Annotated in this window: 15 protein-coding genes; 5 read left to right on the forward strand and 10 right to left on the reverse strand. The window is 62.0% G+C overall.

Going from position 1 to position 21,348, the window contains the following annotated elements:
• Positions 1-2,496 carry a spermine/spermidine synthase domain-containing protein gene (locus tag sS8_RS13470; RefSeq protein ID WP_232020300.1) on the forward strand — a complete coding sequence of 832 codons (2,496 nt, stop codon included), beginning with the start codon at positions 1-3 and terminating at the stop codon, positions 2,494-2,496.
• A 148-nt stretch (positions 2,497-2,644) separates the two neighbouring features.
• A complete protein-coding gene (locus sS8_RS13475; RefSeq protein WP_119630080.1) occupies positions 2,645-3,013 on the forward strand; it encodes a hypothetical protein in 369 nt (122 codons plus the stop codon).
• Between the two features lie 323 nt (positions 3,014-3,336).
• Here sS8_RS13475 and sS8_RS13480 read toward each other — a convergent pair whose 3' ends face one another.
• The gene (locus sS8_RS13480) at positions 3,337-5,706 is read right to left on the reverse strand and encodes a PAS domain-containing hybrid sensor histidine kinase/response regulator (RefSeq protein ID WP_119630081.1); all 2,370 of its coding nucleotides are present in this window, start codon (positions 5,704-5,706) and stop codon (positions 3,337-3,339) included.
• 258 nt (positions 5,707-5,964) lie between these two features.
• The gene (locus sS8_RS13485; RefSeq protein ID WP_119630082.1) at positions 5,965-7,149 is read right to left on the reverse strand and encodes a pyridoxal phosphate-dependent aminotransferase; all 1,185 of its coding nucleotides are present in this window, start codon (positions 7,147-7,149) and stop codon (positions 5,965-5,967) included.
• Positions 7,150-7,199: 50 nt separating this feature from the next.
• Here sS8_RS13485 and uvrB point away from each other — a divergent pair, with 50 nt between their 5' ends.
• Complete coding sequence (uvrB, locus tag sS8_RS13490) at positions 7,200-9,254, forward strand: excinuclease ABC subunit UvrB (protein ID WP_119632778.1); 2,055 nt, start codon at positions 7,200-7,202, stop codon at positions 9,252-9,254.
• Between the two features lie 103 nt (positions 9,255-9,357).
• A complete protein-coding gene (locus sS8_RS13495; RefSeq protein ID WP_119630083.1) occupies positions 9,358-9,576 on the forward strand; it encodes a hypothetical protein in 219 nt (72 codons plus the stop codon).
• Between the two features lie 100 nt (positions 9,577-9,676).
• Here the strand turns inward: sS8_RS13495 and sS8_RS13500 are convergent, their stop codons facing one another.
• Positions 9,677-10,315, reverse strand: coding sequence for a transaldolase family protein (locus tag sS8_RS13500; RefSeq protein ID WP_119630084.1), 639 nt, complete (start codon positions 10,313-10,315; stop codon positions 9,677-9,679).
• A 79-nt stretch (positions 10,316-10,394) separates the two neighbouring features.
• Positions 10,395-11,186, reverse strand: coding sequence for an HAD-IIA family hydrolase (locus sS8_RS13505; RefSeq protein ID WP_119630085.1), 792 nt, complete (start codon positions 11,184-11,186; stop codon positions 10,395-10,397).
• Between the two features lie 118 nt (positions 11,187-11,304).
• On the opposite strand from sS8_RS13505, the gene dhaL reads away from it, so the two are divergent.
• Complete coding sequence (gene dhaL / locus sS8_RS13510) at positions 11,305-11,949, forward strand: dihydroxyacetone kinase subunit DhaL (RefSeq protein WP_119630086.1); 645 nt, start codon at positions 11,305-11,307, stop codon at positions 11,947-11,949.
• Positions 11,950-12,016: 67 nt separating this feature from the next.
• Here dhaL and sS8_RS29730 read toward each other — a convergent pair whose 3' ends face one another.
• From sS8_RS29730 to sS8_RS13540, 6 genes are all read right to left on the reverse strand, one after another.
• Positions 12,017-12,676 carry an excalibur calcium-binding domain-containing protein gene (locus tag sS8_RS29730; RefSeq protein ID WP_197716513.1) on the reverse strand — a complete coding sequence of 220 codons (660 nt, stop codon included), beginning with the start codon at positions 12,674-12,676 and terminating at the stop codon, positions 12,017-12,019.
• 397 nt (positions 12,677-13,073) lie between these two features.
• Complete coding sequence (gene dhaK, locus sS8_RS13520) at positions 13,074-14,063, reverse strand: dihydroxyacetone kinase subunit DhaK (protein ID WP_119630087.1); 990 nt, start codon at positions 14,061-14,063, stop codon at positions 13,074-13,076.
• Between the two features lie 448 nt (positions 14,064-14,511).
• Positions 14,512-15,693 carry an efflux RND transporter periplasmic adaptor subunit gene (locus tag sS8_RS13525; protein ID WP_119630088.1) on the reverse strand — a complete coding sequence of 394 codons (1,182 nt, stop codon included), beginning with the start codon at positions 15,691-15,693 and terminating at the stop codon, positions 14,512-14,514.
• 138 nt (positions 15,694-15,831) lie between these two features.
• Positions 15,832-17,214, reverse strand: a complete 1,383-nt coding sequence (locus sS8_RS13530) for a PepSY-associated TM helix domain-containing protein (RefSeq protein WP_232020301.1) — start codon at positions 17,212-17,214, stop codon at positions 15,832-15,834.
• A gap of 16 nt (positions 17,215-17,230) precedes the next feature.
• Positions 17,231-17,578 (reverse strand): hypothetical protein, encoded by a 348-nt coding sequence (locus sS8_RS13535; protein ID WP_232020302.1) that lies wholly within the window; start codon positions 17,576-17,578, stop codon positions 17,231-17,233.
• 195 nt (positions 17,579-17,773) lie between these two features.
• Positions 17,774-21,217 (reverse strand): efflux RND transporter permease subunit, encoded by a 3,444-nt coding sequence (locus sS8_RS13540; protein ID WP_119632779.1) that lies wholly within the window; start codon positions 21,215-21,217, stop codon positions 17,774-17,776.
• Positions 21,218-21,348: the final 131 nt, after the last annotated feature.

Here is a 21,348-nt window from a genome sequence, read left to right on the forward strand (position 1 = left end):
ATGGGCAGTTCCGAAATCCACGTCTCCCGCGATAGCGAGAGGCTCGCGCTCGATACCCGTCCACCCCGGCTGCTTCTGTTCTCGGTTTCCCTGCTTTCCGCTGCGGCGCTGGTTTACGAAATCCTCCTGATGCGCCTGTTCTCGATCATCCAGTGGCATCACTTCGCCTATATGATGATCAGCCTGGCGCTACTCGGCTATGGCGCGAGCGGAACGTTTCTGGCCCTCGCCCGCGGATTTCTGCTGCCGCGTTTCGGCGTCGCATTCGTCGTCAATGCGGCCTCGTTCGGCTTGAGTGCGATTTTGTGCTTTCTGGCCGCGCAGCGGGTGCCCTTCAATGCGCTGGAAATCCTCTGGAGTCCGCGCGAGTGGGGACATCTGGTCCTGATTTACCTGATCCTGACGCCGCCCTTCTTCTTCGCGGCCAATTGCATAGGCCTGACCTTCCAGCGCTACAAAACGACGATCGGGCGCACTTATGCGGCCGATCTCTCCGGCGCGGGAATCGGTGCCTTGGCCGTCATCTTGCTGCTGTTCCGGGTGTTTCCGTTAACCGCATTGGCTCTTGCGAGCGGTGTCGCTTTTGCCGCAGCGTCCCTGGCCTGGCTCGCCCTGGCGATGCGTCCCCGCAAACCGATCATCCCGTTGGTCGCCGCCATTCCCGCCCTGTGGCTCCTGGTTCACTGGACCGGCGCGGAACTGCGGCCGGTGGAATACAAGAGTCTGTCCCAGGCGCTCAAGGTCGCCGGGGCGGCTCGAATCGCGGAACGGTCCAGTCCGCTCGGCCTGCTCAGCGTGGTACGCAGCCCCGAGGTTCCGTTCCGCCATGCGCCGGGCCTCAGCCTGAACAGCGAGGTGCCCGTGCCCGAGCAACTGGCGGCTTTTAGCGACGGCGACGGCATAAGCGCCATCAACCACTGGGATGGAACCAAAAACAGTCTCGGTTTTCTGGATTACGTGCCGTCCGCTCTGCCCTATCACTTGCTGCCGCCCAAGCCGAAAGTCCTCGTTTTGGGGGCGGGCGGGGGCAGCGAGGTGCTCCAGGCGATTTACCATGACGCAGAACGCATAAGTGCCGTGGAACTCAATCCGCAAATGATCGATCTGGTGTCCCGCGATTTTGCCGCATTCGCGGGGCGCGTCTACGATCATCCGTCGGTCAGGGTATATGCGGCCGAAGCTCGAAGTTTCACCGCCGCTTCCACGGAACGGTACGACTTGATCCAGATCGCCCTGCTGGATGCCTTTAACACCTCGTCGGCGGGATCGTATGCGCTGAACGAAAGCTATCTCTATACGGTGGAGGCTCTAAAAACCTATCTGGCGCACCTGAAGGCCGACGGCTTTCTGGCCATTACCCGCTGGGTCCGCCTGCCGCCCCGCGACGAAGTCAAGCTGTTCGCCACGGCTGTCGATGCGCTGACAGGCTCCGGCCCGAGCGCTCCGGAGCGGCGCCTGATCTGGATCCGCGGCTGGCAAACCAGCACGCTCCTGATCAAGAACGGCGAAATTTCGGGCCTGGAAGTCGCTGACTTGCGCCGGTTCTGCGACCAGCGCTCCTTCGACCTGGCCTACTTTCCCGGTATCGAAGCGCAGCACACCAACATCCATAACCGCCTCAAAGAAGACTATCTTTTCGAGGCAGCAACGGCTTTGCTTGGCCCCGGGCGGGAATCGTTCACTCGGCGCTACAAGTTCGATGTCCGTCCCGCCACCGACGACCGGCCGTATTTTTTTCATTTCTTCAAATGGACGCTCCTGCCGGAAGCCTTCAAGCTGAAAGGCTCGGGCGGGCTTTCGCTACTCGACATGGGCTATCCGATCCTGCTCGCAACCCTGCTGCAGTCGGCGCTCATCAGTGCCCTGCTGATCCTCGCGCCGCTCGGAGTCCTGATGCCTCGGGACGGCGGCGGCATCGCAAGAGCCCTGCGATACCGGGTGTTCGGCTATTTCTTTGCGATCGGCCTGGCATTCATGTTCACCGAAATCGTTTACATACAGAAATTCATTCTTTACTTGGGCCATCCCCTTTATGCCGTAGCCGTCGTCCTTGCGGGATTTCTGATCTTCGCCGGGATGGGAAGCCGATATGCGGCAGGCCTTGCCGCACGGCAGGCCGACGCACCAATCATTCGGGCCGTAAAAGCGATCGTCGGCGTCTCGGCCGTCTATTTCCTGGTGCTCCCACCGTTGTTCGAGCTATCCATCGCTCTTCCCGCTCCCGCCAAAGTGATCGTCGTCTTATTCCTGATCGCCCCGCTGGCGTTTTTCATGGGCATGCCGTTTCCGCTCGGCCTCACTCGGCTCGCCTCCGAAGCGGAACGTCTGATTCCCTGGGCGTTCGGAATCAACGGCTGCGCATCGGTTGTCGCGGCCATTCTCGCGACCTTATTGGCCATTCATGTCGGACAGTTCTGGCTGATGATCGCCGCCTTGGCGCTGTACGGGTTCGCGGGCGTTGCGGGACCTCACCGGCTTAACCGCTCGCCACCGTGATCAGGAACCCCTGCGTTCCCGCCGCGTCCAACTGTAGGACGCGAAGTTCTTCTGCCGCTTTTCACCAAGGATGATGGAAGGCGGTCTCATTTCACGGCATTCAATGCGGATACGAAGCCCAAGCTTCGCAGGGACGCGAGGTTCTGTCATGAAGTATCTACTTGTCATTGCGATCTTGTCGCTGACCGGGTGCGCGCCGACGCTGAGCGTGGAACCCTTGACCGGCCGGACCTATGCCCCCACGGCCGAGGTCGACATTCTGGACGCCTGGCCGGAGACGCGAAAATTCGTCGAAATCGCGGATATTACCGCCCGCGCCGATCAAGAGTCGGTTGCCGCAATCGTCGATCGGGCCAAGACGGCCGGCGCCGACGCCGTCGTCTTCGGCCCGCCGTACCATTACGGCGATGTCGTTATCTTGTTCGCCGGCGGAAACATCGGCGGACATCTGGCCGGCGGAATCAACACCGTTCCTTTGACGCGGATTCGTGCCCGGCTGATCAAATATTTGCCGTGACCCCGGAAACGGCAGTTGGATGTTCTCGAGTGCGCGGCGGGCGGGATAGAGGGTTCGTCGGCAACGGATTGCGGACTACGACCTTGCTACCCCGTATAGGTCGGGAATCCCTTCCCGACGCCCTGCTCCGGCCGAGCGTCTACGTCGGCAAGGGATTGCCTACCGACATTGCCTAGAGGGAGCAACGCCGCCGGGTGGCCCGCCCGCCGTGCCATCGGGTACGTAGCGGCTTCACCCAAGCGGTGACATCGGTGGAAGGGACGACGTCCGGACTCCCCGCGGCGTTGCTGCGCGATTTAAGCGGTCAACCGCCGTTTTCAGGATTATTGACAGCTCGAGGTTTTGACGGACGACTCGGAATCGGGTTTCACCACACGATGTTCCGCGATCAAGCGGATGATGTCCTCGAGTCTTACCGGCTTGACGAAATGGTGATCGAAGCCGGCCGCAATGCAGCGGCTGAGATCCTGATCCCGGCCGAAGCCACTGATGGCGAGCAACAAGGAGTGGCGGGTCTCGGGTATGACGCGCAGCTTCTGCGCCACTTCGCAACCGTCCATTACCGGCAGGTCTATGTCCAGCAGAACCACATCCGGTGCAAATTTCTGCGCGATGGCGAGCGCGGCAGGGCCTTCCGCCGCCCGTTCGACCTCGCACCCTTCCAGCTCGAGCAGCATAGACAAACCTTCGACGACATCCGCGTTATCGTCGACCACCAGCACCCGCAGGGCGGCGTGTTGTTCGACTTGATCGTCGCCCGCAGCCGCCGGCTTGACCGCCGACGGCTCCGTGGCGCCATCCGAAAGCAACGGCAGCCGGACGATGAATTCCGAACCTTTACCGATACCTTCGCTTTTCGCCTCGACGCTGCCGCCGTGCAGGTCCACCAATTTTTTCACCAGGCTGAGTCCTATGCCCAACCCGCCTTTCGAGCGGTCCAGGGAACGGTCGGCCTGGGCGAACAGATCGAAAATCCGGGGCAACACCTCCGGGCTGATCCCGAGACCGGCATCCCGTACGCGGATGACGGCCAGCCCGTTTTCCTTGGCTGCCGTCAGCCAAACCTGTCGATTCGGCTCGGAGTACTTGGCGGCATTATTAAGAAGATTCGATACGACTTGCGCGATCCGGATCAGATCGCCTTCGATCCAGACCGGCTCGGAAGGCAGCGACGTGCTAATACTATGGCCGTGAGCCTGAATCAGCGGACGGCTGGTTTCCATGGCATGGTTGACGATGGCGGCCAGTTCCAGCGGCTGCTTGTTCAAGGTGACCTTTCCGCGGCTGATGCGGGACACGTCCAGCAGGTCGTCGACCAGCCGGGTGAGGTGCCTGGTCTGCCGATCGATCACATCTCTCGCCCACGCATACTGGGGGCCGGTGCCGTCTGTCCGATACAGGATTTGCACCGCGCTCATGATCGGCGCCAGCGGGTTTCGCATTTCGTGGGCCAGCGTCGCCAGGAACTCGTCCTTTTGCCGATCGGCGGCGGTCAATTCTTCGGTCTTGCGGATCAGCTCATCCTGAAGCTGCCTCATCTGGGTAATGTCGAGATTCATGCCCGCCCAGGCCGTCACCTTGTCCTCGGCGTTACGAATCGGGACACCGCGGCTAAGAATCCATCGGTAAGGACCTTCCGCGCTTCGGATTCGATATTCGCAATCCCAGAAACTGCCGGTTTTGACACAGTGACTCCAATGGTCCACGATGGGCTGCAGGTCATCCGGATGCACCCGCGACGCCCAGTTGGCCTGTACGTGCTCGTCCAGCGCCATACCCGTCATTTGCAGGAACGAATCGCTCAAATAGCGGACATCGCCGTTCGGTTCGCAAATCCAAGCACCGAAGGGAATCGACTCGCCGATCGCCCGATAAAGGGTCTCGGATTCCCGCAGAGCCGCCGCCGCGCGACGACTGTCCGTATCGTCCCGAAAAATCAGAATCACGCCCAGGAGTTGGCCGTCCGTTCCGCGTATGGGTGCGGCGCAGTCGCTAATGGGTACCTCGCGCCCATCCCTGGCGATCAGAACCGTATGATTCGCGAGTCCGACGACGGCCCCCGTTCGCAAGACCTTTGCGACGGGATTTTCGACCGGCTTGCGCGTTTGCTCGTTGACGATGCGAAATACGTTTTCCAGAGGCTGACCGCGGGCTTCTTTCTCCGGCCAGCCGGTCAACGATTGCGCCGGCGGATTGAACAGTTCGATGCGCCCCTCGGGATCGGTAACGACGGCCGCATCGCCGATACTGGCGAACGTCATGGCCAAGCGATCGCGCTCCATGGCGAGCCGTTGTTCAGCCTGCCTGCGCCTGAACGACTCCAGGTCCAGTTGCTGTCGAACCAGCGCCCCGTGTCGCGCGAGCCCGGCCAGCCGTAAATGGACCACGAGGGTGGTTGCGACTCCGACCAGGACAAAGACACCCAGCGGAATCCATTCCGCGGAGGGTCTGATGCCGATCGCGGCGACCGACGGCATGGAAAGATAAGTGGCCAGCATCGCGCCCAGACAGGTCGCCAGCAACCCTGGGCCCAGTCCGCCGAAAAGCGCGCCGATCATGACCGGCAGCATGAACGGCAGCAATATCGTCCCTTGATACGACGGCCGCAGGATAGATACGGCGAATGCCGCGACAGCCGTCACGGCGAGTGCGAGAGTATACGCCGATACGGGCGAGAACTTGCGGTGAACCATGACGAGAGTCCTATCTCCATCAAGACGGCTAGATTCCGTTCAGCGGACACCCACAACCGGCCGCCGGCAACCCTTGCCGGCCCATCCGCATCTTTAGCCCGATGTTAACACGCTTAGGTCCCTCCTCGCCGCGCGCCATCGGCCCACTGAATGGCCGACCGCGGCGGTCCGGCTATTGCCGGCGGAGTTCTGGAAAGTGAAAGCCCGGGCGCTTTTGAAGCAGCATCCTTGCCGCTTCCGGCGCACGAAATCCATGAATTAAGTCAAACCCGTCTTCAATCGTTCCATGGCTTTCTGAAGGTTGGCCATGCTGGTGGCGATGGAAAGGCGCACGTGACCCGGAGCACCGAATGCCGAACCCGGGACCACGGCAACGCCGCCGTGCTCGATCAGGCGCTCCGAAAGAGCCAGATCGTCGGACACTCCCGGCATACGATCGATCACGCCCTGCACGTTGGGCAGCACATAAAAGGTCCCGTCGGTTTCGAGGCAGGATACGCCGGCAATGCCGTTCAACTCGCTCACCACGTAATCATGCCGTTCCTTGAAGGCCTTGACCATCTCGCCGATGCAGGACTGATCGCCGTTCAGGGCGGTTTCGGCGGCGACTTGGGAAATGGAGGTCGGGTTGGAAGTGCTTTGCGACTGGATATTGGTCATCGCCTTGATCAGCTCGGCCGGTCCCGCCGCATAGCCGATGCGCCAGCCGGTCATGGAATAGGCCTTGGACACACCGTTCAAGACCACGGTGCGATCGTACAGCTCCGGGCAGACGTTCAGAATATTGCGGAAGCTGCCGGCCTGCCACACGATGTGCTCATACATATCGTCGGTGGCGACCACCACGTCGGGATGGTCTTTGAGCACCTCGCCCAGGGCCTTGAGTTCCGCCTCGCTATACGCCATACCGGTCGGGTTGGACGGGCTGTTGATGACGAACAGCCGGGTTTTCGGCGTCAGCGCCGCCTTGAGCTGGGCGGCCGTGATTTTGAACTTCTGCGATTGCGGCGCGTCGATAATGACGGGAATGGCGCCCGCCAAAAGCACCATGTCGGGGTAGGACACCCAGTACGGCGCCGGAATGATGACTTCATCGCCCGGATTCAATAGCGCTTGCGCCAGGTTGTAAAAGCTCTGCTTGCCGCCGCAAGATACCAACACTTGCTTGACGTCGTAGTCGAAACCGTTTTCCCGCTTGAACTTTGCGATCACCGCCTTCTTCAGGCCCGGCGTGCCGTCGACCGCGGTGTATTTGGTGAACCCGTCCTGAATGGCCTTGATGGCGGCCTGTTTGATATGCTCGGGGGTATCGAAATCCGGCTCGCCGGCTCCGAGGCCCACGATGTCTTTGCCGGCGGCGCGCATGGCGGCCGCTCTCGCGGTCACGGCCAAGGTAGGAGAGGGTTTGATCGACTGAACGCGGTCGGAGAGTTTGATATTCATTGTGTCGAGTTAAAGATTGATCAAATGGGTCAAGCGCAATGCCACAAAAAATGATACTCGATGAAACCTTGCCCCTGAATCCCACCAAGGGAAAAAGTTTCAATCTGTATAGCCGGTTCAAGCCCTCGGGCGATCAACCGGAAGCCATTCGGCAACTGGTCGAAGGACTCTCCGACGGCTTGTTACACCAGACTCTTTTGGGCGTCACGGGTTCCGGAAAAACTTTCACCGTCGCCAACGTCGTCCAAACGGTACAGCGCCCGACGCTGATCCTGGCGCCGAACAAGACGCTGGCCGCCCAGCTTTACGGGGAAATGAAAGAGTTCTTCCCCGAGAATTCAGTGGAATACTTCGTTTCCTATTACGACTACTATCAGCCCGAGGCTTACGTTCCGGCGTCCGACACCTACATTCAGAAGGATGCCTCGCTCAACGAGCATATCGAGCAAATGCGCCTGTCGGCCACCAAAGCCCTGATCGAGCGGCGCGACACCGTCATCGTGGCGACCGTTTCCTCGATCTACGGCTTGGGCGAACCCGCCTCCTATTTCAGCATGGTGCTGCACCTGGTGCGCGGAGACATGACCGATCAGCGGACGATCCTGCGCCGGCTGGCCGAGTTGCAATACACCCGCAACGAAACCGAGCTGCGCCGCGCGACCTACCGGGTGCGGGGCGATGTGATCGACGTGTTTCCGGCGGAATCCGAAAAGGAAGCGCTGCGCATCGAGCTGTTCGACGACGAGATCGAACGGCTGTCCCTGTTCGATCCCCTGACCGGCGAGATCATTTCCCGCATCGCACGCTATACCGTTTATCCGAAAACCCATTACGTGACGCCGCGGGAAAAGATCATGGAAGCGGTGGACCAGATCAAGGCCGATCTCAAAGTGCGCCTGGAAGAGTTGCGCTCGCTCAACAAGCTGGTCGAAGCCCAGCGCCTGGAGCAGCGCACGCTGTTCGATCTCGAAATCATGCTGGAAGTCGGCTATTGCTCGGGCATCGAGAACTATTCGCGCTATCTCTCCGGCCGCGCGCCGGGCGAACCGCCGCCCACCCTGTTCGATTACCTGCCGGCCGATGCCTTACTGGTGATCGACGAAAGCCACGTCACCATTCCTCAGCTCGGCGCCATGTACCGGGGCGACCGCTCGCGCAAGGAAACGCTGGTGGAATACGGTTTCCGCCTGCCCTCGGCGCTGGATAACCGGCCGCTCAAGTTCGAGGAGTTCGAGGCCAGGTCGCCGCAGCGTATCTACATCTCGGCGACGCCGGGACCGTACGAACTCAAGCATTCCGGAGCCATCATCGAGCAAGTGGTGCGGCCGACCGGCCTGGTGGACCCCGAGGTGGAAATACGCCCGGCCCTGAGCCAGGTGGAAGACCTGCTTTCGGAAATCCGCGAGCGCATCGCCCGCAGCGAACGCGTGCTGGTCACCACGCTGACAAAGCGCATGGCGGAAGATCTGACCGAATATCTGTTCGAGCACGACATCGCCGTGCGTTACCTCCATTCCGACGTCGAAACCGTGGAGCGCGTCGAGATCATCCGCGACCTCCGGCTCGGTCGGTTCGACGTGCTCGTCGGTATAAACCTGCTGCGGGAAGGTCTGGACATCCCCGAAGTCTCGCTGGTCGCCATCCTCGACGCCGACAAGGAAGGTTTCCTGCGGTCTACCGTTTCGCTCATTCAGACCATCGGCCGCGCCGCTCGCAACCTCCGCGGCAAGGCGATTCTCTATGCGGACACGGTCACCGGCTCGATCCAGCGGGCGATCGAAGAAACCGAACGCCGTCGAGCCAAGCAGATCGACTACAACAAGCGCACGGGGCTCACCCCGACCGGCATCTCGAAGCGTGTGACAGACATCCTGGAAGTACCGATACCGGGCGCCTTGCAATCGAGTTCCGGGAAAAAGAAACTGGCCAAAGTGGCGGAACAAGGCGCCGACTACAACGCGGTGAAACCGGCGGAGGCGGCCAAGCTGATCAAGCAGCTCGAAGAAAAGATGTACGCCCACGCCCGCGACCTCGATTTCGAGAAAGCGGCACGGCTGCGCGACGAAATTCAGCGGATTCGGGCGGAGGTGTTTTCGGGGTCGTAAGCCCTGCTTAGGCAGTACTGGAAAGAGCCGGTTTCGGCCGATTCGACCCCAATCATCCCCGGCTGCACCATCGTTCTTATCGGCACTTCGGGTGCGGGTTACCATGATCAAGTCGGATATCTCGGTCGAGCTCTATTGCACGCTGGAAGGATACCGCGTCGTGGCATGGTCGAATGGACACATGGTTTTCGCCAGGACCTATGCTCTGCGCCAGGTTGCACTGAAAGTTTGCGAGCGCTTGGCGAAATCGCAGGATTCACCGCCGTACGATCAGAATACCGGCACCGAATCCACCTCGAAACGGCCGTCGAATCTGTTATAGGTACCAAGAATCCCGCACCTGCGGATCAGCGCCGATCGCCTGAAGCGATCACCGAATTTCTGCCGGGCGCGGTCCCGGGGCGACCGGCGCTCGGCCAATCTCAGCCATTACGGACCGAACGTCCGAACTCCTCGATAGCCTGATCGGACAAGGGATGATCGCCCATTTCGAGCAACAGGGGCAAAGGAATGGTGACGTGATGGGCTCCCGCGATGACGGCCTGCACCACTTCGCTTGCGGATTTGAGACTCGCGACCAGGATCGTGGTCGTCGTGTCGCAGGCATCGACCACCGCCCGCATCTCCGAAACCAGCGCCGTACCGTCACCTTGCAAGCGCGTGCTGCGGTTCACGTAAGCAATCGAGTATGCGACCCCCGCCTCGCAGGTGAGATAGGTCTGCGCGGCGCCGTAACTGGCCGTCATGCCGACCTTGACGCCTTCTCTCGCAAATTTCGCGGCCAGTACCAAATTTTCGGCGGTCATCCCGATCTTTAGCGCGACATTGGACCGCAGAGCCAAAAAGCGCCGGGCTTCCGCTTCGCGCTCGGCCACCGTCGGCGCGGTCAGTTGATAAAAAACCGGACCGGGACAAATGTCGGCCAGTTCGGCGATCGCGTCCTCCGGCGTGCGGTCGACTTTCGCCAACAAGATCGGATTCGTGGTGATTCCGGCGACGAAGCCGAGCGCCATCGCCTGGCGCGCGTCGGCCGGCAGGGCTGAATCCAGAAACAAGGACATCGTGTTCTCCTCAAGGTTGAAATCTTTTGGCAATGGGTTGCCGACCTACTACAGCCATCGGCCTGTGCTGATTGATTTTTTATTGAATCGCTTCGATGACGTCGCGAATATCCTTCATGATCCAGGTCGGCGCATAGTCGAGATCGGCCAGGTGCGCCCGCGTGGAGATGCCCGACAGCACCAGAATGCTTCGAATGCCGGCACGCACCGCGCCGAGAATGTCGGTATCCAGGCGATCGCCCAGGGCCACGGTTTGTTCCGGCGGCACCTGGAGACGCTCCATCGCGAGTCGATACATGATCGGCTCGGGTTTGCCGATGATGGTGGGCTCCACGCCGGTGGCCGCCTGCAAGGCCGCCAGCACGGCGCCGTTGCCGTGGGTGAGCCCGTGCTCGGTCGGCAGCGAGGTATCCGGATTCGTGCCGATGAATTTGGCCCCGGCGCGCAGGTTCAGCGTGGCGGTGGCAAGCTTGTCCCAGGACAGCGTGCGATCCAGCCCGCAGACCACATAATCGGCATCCTTTTCATAGAGTTCCGCCAGGCGAAAGCCGTTTTCAAGAAGAGCCCGGCAGACGCCGTCCTCGCCGATGGGGAACACCTTGGCCCCGGGCGGGGCATGTTGCTTGAGATACAGCGCGGCGGCGAGACCGGATCCGATCACCTGCTCCCGGTCGACGCCGACGCCCATGCGGGCAAGCTTGGCGACATACTGTTCCGGCGTATTGCTGGCATTATTGGTTGCCAAAACAAACCGAATTCCGCGTGTGCGCAAGCTCTCGAAAAATTCCACCAATCCGGGCATCGGGCGATCACCCTCCCAGAGCACGCCATCCATATCGATAATCAAGGCGCGAATGTCGTTGAGTGTCATAAGATCGATTCTCGATTAAGGATTGCCGATCGAGGCGCGCCTAAATTACCCTGTGATGGACGGCTCGTCGAGACTTGGCCGCTTATCCGTAACTCCACACAACCCGAAGAGCAATCCCATGTCAGCAAGCACCAACCCAATCAGGACCTATATCCGGGCTGCCGATGCCGTCATTCGCGAACACGCCGAGGAAGTCGCGGCGCTCGACCAGGCGATCGGCGACGGCGATCATGTCGCCAACCTGCAGCGCGGCCTGGCCGCACTGGAGTCCTTGGCGGAGCAGCTCGAGCGGATGGACTGGTCCGCCGCCTTCCAGAAAATCGGCATGAGTCTCATGAGCAGCGTGGGCGGAGCTTCCGGCTCGCTCTACGGCACCTTCTTCCTAGCCATGAGCAAGGCGATGAAGGATAAAGCCATGAACCTGCCGAACCTGGCCGAAGCTTTCGGCCAGGGCGTAGAAGCAATGAAACAGCGGGGCAAGGCCGATCTGGGCGAAAAAACCATGCTCGATGTCTTGATCCCCGTGGCGAACGCCTTGCAACAGGCGGCACGAGAATCCTCGGGCGTGCCGCAGGCTGTGGAGACCATCAACCGCCTGGCGGCGGAAGGCTGCGAATCCACCCGCAATATGATTGCCACCAAGGGGCGAGCCTCATTCCTGGGCGACCGCGCCCGCGGCCATATCGATGCCGGGGCGAGAACCAGCCAGTTGATGATTGGAGCAATCGCCGCCGTTCACGTAAAAAACCCGTCCACGGTTTGACCTGGAAACGGCCGTTGGACGTGCTCGTGAGTGCGGCGGGCGGGGCGGCTGGCAGCGCAGCCATCCGCTAGGCCGTTTTCGTACCCGCTGTACGGGCACTTGCAAGGCGCAAATTCTTTGCCGACGTCGCGGCTCGGCCAACGGCTTTGTCGGCAAAGGATTGCCGACCCACGACCGAGCCACCCTGTAGGTCGGGAATCCCTTCCCGACGTTGCGGCCCGGTCGAGCGTCTTTGTCGGCAAGGGATTGCCGACCTACGACTGTGATTACCAGTTATATGAGAGCAGTTGCGCACGCATGATGAGTTATTAATCCGGCCCTTAAATACCTTATTGATTCCGTTCGGGATGAGCTTGTCGAAGCCCCAAGCCGAGTGCCCTTCGACAAGCTCAGGGCGAACGTTATTTTGGGCCGGGTCAATAGTTACACCACTGCCTTTCACAGGGACACCATCGTTATTTCCATCCATCTTGACGCCAGGGCAGTTCTGTAAAAAGTAAGTTGCCTCTTCGCATGACGTCATCTGTGAGCAATGTGTTCTACCGTCGCACTTGAAGCGAGCATTTTGCAAGGATTCTACGACCCGCTGGGGCTCCGGAGAGTCAGCAAAGTCGGTGGCGTACAACGAACTTTGGTCGCTGACGAGGGCTAATTTATGACTTTGGTATTTTGTGTACCCCTGCCATACGAGGAATCCCGCAATAAGAATGCTCAGAAGATTTTTCATCGAAAGAGTTGTACTTATTCCAATTCGCTTTCAATAAGGCATCAATTTTTCGTAGGGTGGGTTAGGCGCACATCAGCACTGACCAACCGCCGGTCACTGCGCTTCGCGTGCGCCGTAACCCACCGTGCGACTTCCAATCGGTGGGTTACGCGGAGCCGAGGGGCTAACCCACCATCGATGGGTTTCGCTTCGCTCTACCCATCCCACGATGAATGGTCACTCCAATGCCGAACGGAATTGGTACCTATCCGAGTAGACCATTCGCGTGAACCCTTCGACAAGCTCAGGACAGGCCCTTCGACAAGCTCAGAACGGGCATGGGGAAGAGACTGACCTGAGTATAGTCGGAGGATTTCGAGCCACTTACCGGGATAAGCTAGACAGTCGATTATCTAAATCAGCACCCCCACCTCAACGCCGCGGTATGCACCGGCGCATCCCACAGCCTGATCATCTCTTCGTCCAGTAAGGTGAGCGTAACGGAGCAGCCCGCCATGTCGAGGGACGTTGTGAAATTGCCGACCAGCGAACGGACGACGTTCACCCCGCGTTTGCCCCAGAACTCCCGGGCCAGATGATAAACCAGATACAGCTCCATCAGCGGCGTCGCTCCGAAGCCGTTGACGTGCAGCAATGCCGGCTGACCCGCAGCGGGTTTCAGCTCGCCGTCGATGGCTTGCGTCAGGTGCTCGACGATTTCCGTAGCGCCGGCCAGGGCCATGCGTTCCCTGCCCTTCTCCCCGTGTATGCCGACGCCCATTTCCATTTCATTGTCGGCAATCTCGAAAGTGGGTTTGCCCAAGGCCGGAACCGTGCAACTGGTCAACGCCACACCCATGGACGCGGTCGCCCGCACTACCCGCTCGCCCAAAATCTTGCAACCGTCAAGGTCCATGCCGGCTTCCGCAGCCGCGCCGACAATCTTCTCGACCACGGTGGTGCCCGCCACCCCGCGCCTTCCCATGCCCTGGTGCTCCGGGATCGACACATCGTCATGTACCAGCACCGTGTCGTGGGGACACTCGAGCATTTCCGCCGCGATCTCGAAATTCATCACATCGCCGGCGTAATTCTTGACGATGAACAATACGCCGCCGCCGGTTTCGGTCGCCTGCGCTGCGGCCAGCATTTGATCGGGCGTGGGCGACGTGAACACCTGCCCCGGACAGGCCGCGTCCAGCATTCCCAAACCGACGAAACCGGTGTGCAAGGGCTCATGCCCGGAACCGCCCCCGGAGATCAGCGCGACCTTGCCCGGTGCGCGAGGCGCGGTACGGGCCATGAAACGCGGTTCGGCATTGAAACGAACGATATCGGCGTGCGCCGACGCGAAACCTCGCTCGCTCTCATCCAGCAAACTCTCGATGGAATTGATGAATTTTTTCATGGGGGTTCCTTATGGCGTTTGACTACTCGTTGACCGGGACGGCAAGAACCGCCGGCCGGAAAAGTGTGGCTGAAAGCAAACCACCGCAGGCCTCATCGGGTCAAGCTTTGAGCGCTTTCATCCGGCTCATACGGCATAACGGGCTTGGCAGAAGTCGTTGGCGCCTTCGGCCAGGGTAAATCGACTCAAGCAAGCCTAGGTCGGCACGCCCTTGCCGACGTAGACGCTCGGCCGGGACGCAACGTCGGGAAAGGATTCCCGACCTACAGGGTGGCTCGGTCGTAGACGCCGGATCAGGCCGCGGCGTCGGGAAGGGATTCCCGACCTACAGGGTGCACGATCGTAGGTCGGCAATCCTTTGCCGACGCAGACGCTCGGCCGGGGCGCGACGTCGGGAAAGGATCCCCGACCTACTCGAGAGCTCCCGTACGGTAGATATGTAAATGCTCTAAAACCCTGAGCTCAGCACTTTCGATCCCGCCTCGGGTTTCGAGCCCTCGGCCTCAAGCCTCACCGTCATGCCCTCCACCGGCACCTGAACCCCGCCGGTGACGACGTTCTCGCCGGCGGCGAGCCCGGCGCCGATCAAGACCCTGTCGGCCTCCGTACGCAGCACCGTCAAACGGCGGACGTGGAGATGGAGGTCCGCATCCACGACCAGCGACTCCTGGGACGCATTGACGGCTCCCAGAGGCAGAACGAACACCCCGGACCGTTCGCGGCCCTCGATTTCCGCCTTGACGAACAACCCGGCCAGCAGGGGCTGGGCGTATTTTCGTCCGTACGGCTCGCGAACCTCGGCCACCAGGTGTAAAAGACCGGTTGCATCGTCGACCTCGGCCTCGCTGCGCACGATATGTCCCTCCCAGTGCTGCTCGGCGCCCCCGAGATCGGCCGTCAAAACCACCTTGGGACCTGCGCGCGCGCCGTTTCGGCGCATCAGATCGAGATCGAGATAAGCCAATTGATCGGTCGATACCGGCAAGCGCACCTCGGCCACGTCGGTGGCGTAGACCCGCGCCAGTTTCTCCCCGGATTGAACGTATTGGCCGAGCCCCACGTGCTTCGCCGAAACACGGCCGGCGAAGGGCGCGCGCAGCTCGCACCGGCTGCGTTTCAGGCGCGCCTTGGCCAGCTCGGCTTCGGCGGCCTTGAGTTTGGCCCGGGCTTCAGCCAATTGCGGCTCGTGCAGGATCAGCGGCGAGGGCTCGCCTTCGCCTAGAGCCTGCCATTCGCTACGGGCCTGTTCGGCTTCGGCTTGTTCCTGGGCAAGCCGCCGCTTGGCTTCGGCAAGTCCGGCTTCGGCAGCGACGATGGCCTGATCGTAATCGCGGGGATCGAGACCCACGAGTTCCTCGCCCGCCTCGAAAAAACCGCCGGCGACGAAATCGGGATTCAGCCGGACCACCTTGCCGGCCACCTCCGCCACCCAATCGATTTCATCGCGGGGCATGACGACGCCTTGTGAACGGACGTTCAGGCGAACGCTCCGCGGTTCCGCTTGCACGACCGAAACCAGCGGCGGTTCCGCCTTGGAGGGCTGGATATCCAGCGTCGGCCGGTTGGCCACGATGGCATAGGCGCCGACCGCCCCGGTCAGCAATACGAGAATGGGAAGGAGGATCTTCATTTGGGCACAAAAGTCGACAGTACTACGCCGCGTCGTTTCGGTCCCTTCAACCGAACGACATCGGCGGCTGGAACCGGCATACGGCCGCCGGACCCGGCTGCGTCACCCCGAGGTCAAGACCGCCGCGCGATCCGGCGCTCAGGATTCATCGGCCTTCGCCAATACGTCCAGGCGGCTGACCGAAGCTTCCGGACTGAAAGCTCCGGCGGCGTGGCGAAACCGCCGCGCCCGCCTTTTTCTCAGCCAGATGACGACACCGGTAACCGCGAGCATGACGATGGCCAAGCCCAGAATGCAAACGAAAATGCGGTAAGGCAGACCGAATACGTGCGCCATGTGAAGGGCCGCCAGCCAGGTCGTCACCGTATTGCCGCCGTACTGCCCCGAGGGCAGGAGCAGCAAACGCTCTTCACCTGTATCGGCGTCGAAAAAGACCCGGGTCTGGCCGAAGCGGTCCTGAATGTCCCGGCTGCTGCGGACGATATACACGTAGACGCCCAGTTCCCGGTTGAGCCGGAAGGCAACCGGCCGTTCGACGGTAAAACCGTGGGTCGCCGCGGCCTTATCCATCAAACCGCGGCCGATAGTCTCCGCATCGCGCCAGGAGATCCTCGGCTGATCCAGGGGTTTCCCGAGCTTTGGCAATTCGGTCCACGGCTCACGGTAATCGAACACCAGCCGCGTTGTCCAGGTATACACCGTATCCCACAGGTTCATGTAGACGCTGGACCAGGCAAAAATCAGCAGCGCCGGCCACAACCACAAACCGCCGGCACGATGCAGGTCGAAGTTGATGCGGTAGGGGGAAGCCCGCCACTTGATCTGCCAGGAAGGTTTCCAGCGTTGCCAAAACGCGCGCTGGGCCGGGACGTTCCGATGATTCCCCCGCGCCCTCGACGTTTCGGCCGGGGTGAGCGCGCCGAAAAAGAAAGGCTTGTTGCGAAGCAAAAAGATGCCTTGTGCCATCCTCTCCCGGAAAGAGCGGGAATCCGACCTGCCGGCCGGCAGAGTCAGATAGAAAGCGACGAAACAATCGATGGTCCAAACCAGTGCCGTAATGCCCAGTATCCATATCCCGACTTCGTCCAGTGCCAGCGTGTAATGCAGTTTGTAGATGAAAGGCATCAGATTGACGATGCCCTCCGAAATCGCCCCCCAGGTACGGCGGCCGAGTTCCGCCCCGGTGTAAGGGTCGAGCACCAGCTGGTCGAAACCCGGATCGCGGGGTTTGCCGGTGGAGGGCTCGATACGGGGCGCGACCGAGACCATGACGGTGTCCTGCTCGCCTACCCAGAGCGCGTTCACCCGGGCTTCGGGCGCCAGTGTCTCGGCGCGCTCCGCCAGGGTAGCCAGATCCAATCGGGGACGACCGTTATCGGCTACGAAGAATTCCGGATTGAGCGCATGCTCCAGTTCGGGCAGGAACGCCAGAAGACTCCCGGTCAGGCCCACGACAATCAAAAACCCGGTCATCGCCAGGCCGGCCCAGCGGTGTACCAACACCCACAGACGGCGGCTCACGCTTCGGCCCTCCGTGTCAGCGACCATCCAGCTTGGCCTTGGCGTCCGCGGCCACGGCGCCGATCTGTTCGACCTCGGCGCGGAAACGCGCCTGCTCCGCGTTCGCCGCTTCGGCGATGACCGCATTGTCCGCGTTGGCTTCCTTGACGATGCAATCGTTATAGGCCTGCGCCTTCTGCTGCCATTCCCTCACTTGCTTGAGGCTGCGGTTGTAAGCGTCGACGCTGCGGGAGTCGATCTCGGGCGCGGTGGGCTGCGTTCCGCAATTCGCAGGACTCCACTTGCCGTCGGCGAGGGTGCCGGCATGGATCTCCGGCACAACTGTCAGCGCGAGAAGGATGGCGGTAGTCATTTGTCGTTTCACGGATTACTCCTGAGGGGATTGCAAAACCAAAGACTCGGCCAGGGGGATCCGCCGTAGCCGTATCCTCTATAAGACGAACGAGCGGCCAAAAACCCCCACTCGAATCGCACATTTTTTGCGTCGATGGCGACGAAACAAGCGCTCTTATGTGGGTGTCCGCTTTCCGGATTCGATGCCGGCTATCATCATCAATCCTCATGAAACGGCGTGTTTGTTCGGGGATTCGAGTCGTGCGGCGTCGGGCCTGCCGGCAACGACGGCATAACACACCGGCGTCAGAATCAGGCTCGCCGCCATGCCGAACAACAGCCCGGCGGCGAGCGACAAGGTCATCGGAATCAGAAATTGCGCCTGCGCGCTGGTTTCCAGGAGGGTCGGCAGAAACCCGACGAAGGTGGTGAGAAAGGCCAAGAGGATCGGCCGGAAACGGACCGTGCAAGCTTCGAGAATCAGACTGGAGACTTGAGGCCGGAGACTTGAGGTTGAGGCCATCGGCGCATTCTCCGTTCCGGAAACCTCGAGCGGCAAACCGCCAGCCTTCGCTTCGGCCGGCAAAACGGTAGGGTACGCTACGCGTACCGTCTCTGCTTGGTGCGCACAGCGCACCCTAGCGTCTTCCTCCTGACCTCCGGCCTCGAGTCCCCAGCCCCTGGCCTCACGTTCCTTGATGTAATCGAGCAAGACCAAACTGTCGTTCACCACCACGCCGCTTGCGGCGATCATGCCGACCAGGGATTCCATGGACAGCGGCAAGCCGACCAGCCAGTGCGCGAACACCCCGCCGCACCAGGCGACCGGCGCCGCCAGCAGAAAAATCAGCGGCGTGAGGTAGGAACGGAACGGCACCGCGATCAGGGCATAGATCACCACCAGGGCGATCAGCGTGTTGCGCCACAGCGAGGACAATGCCGCCTGCTGGTCACGGCGTTCCTGGCCGAAGTCGGCGCGGAGCTGGGGAAACCGTGTCCGAAGGGCCGGGAGATGGGTTTGCTCGAGCGCCGAGTACAAGGCGTTCACATCGGCTAGATCACGGTCCACCCGCGCCTGCACCTTGAGCACGGGACGGCGGTCCTGCCGGTCGATGCGCGCCTGGCCGGGTTCGAACGACACTTCCGCCACCGCCCCGAGCGGGATGTGGCTGCCGGAGGCCATCTTGACGGGCAAAACCCGGAGCGCATCCAGGGAGCGCCGTTCCTCCAGGGGCAGGCGCACCATGATCTTCACTTCCTCGCGACCGCGCACGAAGCGCTGTACCTCGGCGCCGAAATAGGCCCCGCGGACCTGCTCGGCCACCTCCTTGAGGGTCAAGCCCAGCCACTCGCCCTCGGGCTTGAGCCGCACCCTGAGTTCCGGCTTGCCGGGCTCGCTCGAGTCGACCACGTCGAACACACCGGGGTATGCGGCGAGGCGGCGTTTCAACGCGTCGACCGCATGCCGCAACCGGGCCGAGTCGGCGTCGCTGAGGTCGATTTCGAGGTCGTAGGGCCGGTCACCCTGCTTATAGATGAAGTCGATCTTGGCCCGGCCGAGATCACCGATGCCTTGCCGCCAGTCGCGGACGAAGTCTTCGATGACCAAGTGTTCGCGGGCGTGCCGGGCGATTTCAACCCACAGGCCGGTCCATTCGGGATGAATCGAGGTTTCCAGGCTGGCCACCACGCTCGGGCTGCCGGACGGCTGTTCCCGGTCCAGCCGGTCGCTCAGCTCGAACAGCGCCCGTTCCGCCCGGGTAGCGAGCGCCCGCATCTCGGCGTAGGGGAGGCCCGGCGGCAGGGTCAGGCGGGCCGAAACGCTGTCCAGGGTGGCGTCGGCTTCGAACGAGAGTCGAAGGTGGCCGCCCGCGACCAGGGCGCCGGAAAGCATCAGCAGCACGCCGAAACCGGCCAGCACCAGGTAGCGCCAGCGCAGCGCCCGAATCAGGAACGGAACGTAAAGACGGCCCACGAAACGGTTCAGGCCACGGTTCATCACGGCCCGCAGGCGGTCGAGCGGGCTCGCTACGGACTTCCGCGAAGGCGGAACCGCCAGATGGCTCGGCAGAATCAAGAGCGCTTCGACCAGCGAGAGCGTCAGCGCCAGGATCATCACCAGGCAGATCGGCCGCATCATCTGCCCGGCCCAGCCGGGCAGGAACAGCCCCGGCAGGAAGGCGACCACCGTGGTCAGCACCGCCAGGATCACCGGTTGGGCCACGCTGCGCGCGCCGCGGATGGCGGCGGCGAGGCTCTTTCCGGGAGCCGCGAAGGCGGCGGGATAAGCCGGGCTTCCCGGACCCGCCTCGGCCTCCCGGTGCGCGCGGCGGACGCCGCCATCCGCTCCGGGCTCTGCTATCGAGGTGTCCCCCTCGTCCACGCTTCCGGCCTGTTCCTCATGCACGGCCTCTCCGACGATGATGGCATCGTCCACCAGTACCCCCAGGGCTAACAGAAAACCGAACAGCGACAGCATGTTCAGGGAAAGATCCAGTATCGCCATCAGCCACAAGGTGCCGAGCACGGAAGTGAGGACGCCCACCGCCGCCCACCAGGCCACCCGGGTGCGCAGGAACACCACCAGCACCGCGAATACCAGCCCGAAGCCGAACACGCCGTCTTCCACCAGCGTGTCCAGCCGCTGGGCGAAGGACACGGACATGTCCCAGGAGGTCGACAGGCGCAGCCCTTCCGGCAGCGTCCGGGCGCGCTCGGCCACATAGGCCTTGACCCGCTCGGCCACCGCGACCACGTCGTGGCGCGCGTACACTTCCACGCCGTAGGCCGGCTCACCCTGGAAACGGGCTTCCGCCCACTGCTCGGCCAGACCGTCGGACACGTCGGCGATGTCGCCGAGACGCATCCGGGTGCCGTCCGGACGAACCACCACCGGCAGGCTCGCCAGCGCTTCGCCGCTCTCCGCCTTGCCGCGGGCGCGCAGCAGCAACTCCCCCATCGGCGATTTGACCTCGCCGCCGGGCAGGTCCAGGGAGGTCCGGCGGAGCGCTTCGGCAATATCCGCGGGAGAAAGCTGCAATTGCTGCAAGCGGGCGGCGGACACCTGCACCGCAAGCTCGTAGGGTGCCTCCGCGGTGAAATCGCCGAGCCTGACCACGCCGGGAATGCGCAGGAGGTCTTCGCGAATATCCTGGCCCAGCCGTTTCAGGGTCAGATCGTCGGCGGGCCCGTGCAGGATGACGTTGATGACGAAACCGCCCTCCTCCCTCTCGCGCACCTCGATGCGCTCCACCCCCCTTGGCAACTGGGGAATCGACTGGGTGCGGGTGCGTATCGCCGACATCAGATCCTGCAGCGCATAGCCGTCCGCCACTTCGGCAAGCAGGGTACACGTAGCTTCGGTGGCGGTGCCGAGCAGGCGCTTGATGCCGGGCAGATCGAACACCGCCCGCTCCACCGGGATGCACACGGCCCGTTCCACTTCCGCGGGACCGGCACCGGGATAAGGCACGACGATTTCGATGGCGTCGGCGCGGATCGGCGGCAGCGTTTCCTGATCGATCGTCCACAGGCTCGCGATCCCGCCCAGCCAGATCAGCAGCATCAGGAGATTGGCCGCGACCGGGTTGGCGGCGAACCAGGCAACGAGGCCAGAGGGTCGAATCTTGAGAGCGGAAGCTGGCGGGGAGTGAGCTTGGGGGTGGGTCATCGGTTCCTTTCGCTGTCCGGAATACGGATCAAAAATCTTCAACGCCGTAGCCCGCATGCAGTGCAGCGGAATGCGGGGAATCTGGGAGCACGATCGCCCCGGATTCCGCTTCCGCTCCATCCGGGCTACGC

Origin of the sequence: Methylocaldum marinum, from assembly GCF_003584645.1 — a bacterium.
Classification (GTDB): Bacteria; Pseudomonadota; Gammaproteobacteria; order Methylococcales; family Methylococcaceae; genus Methylocaldum; species Methylocaldum marinum.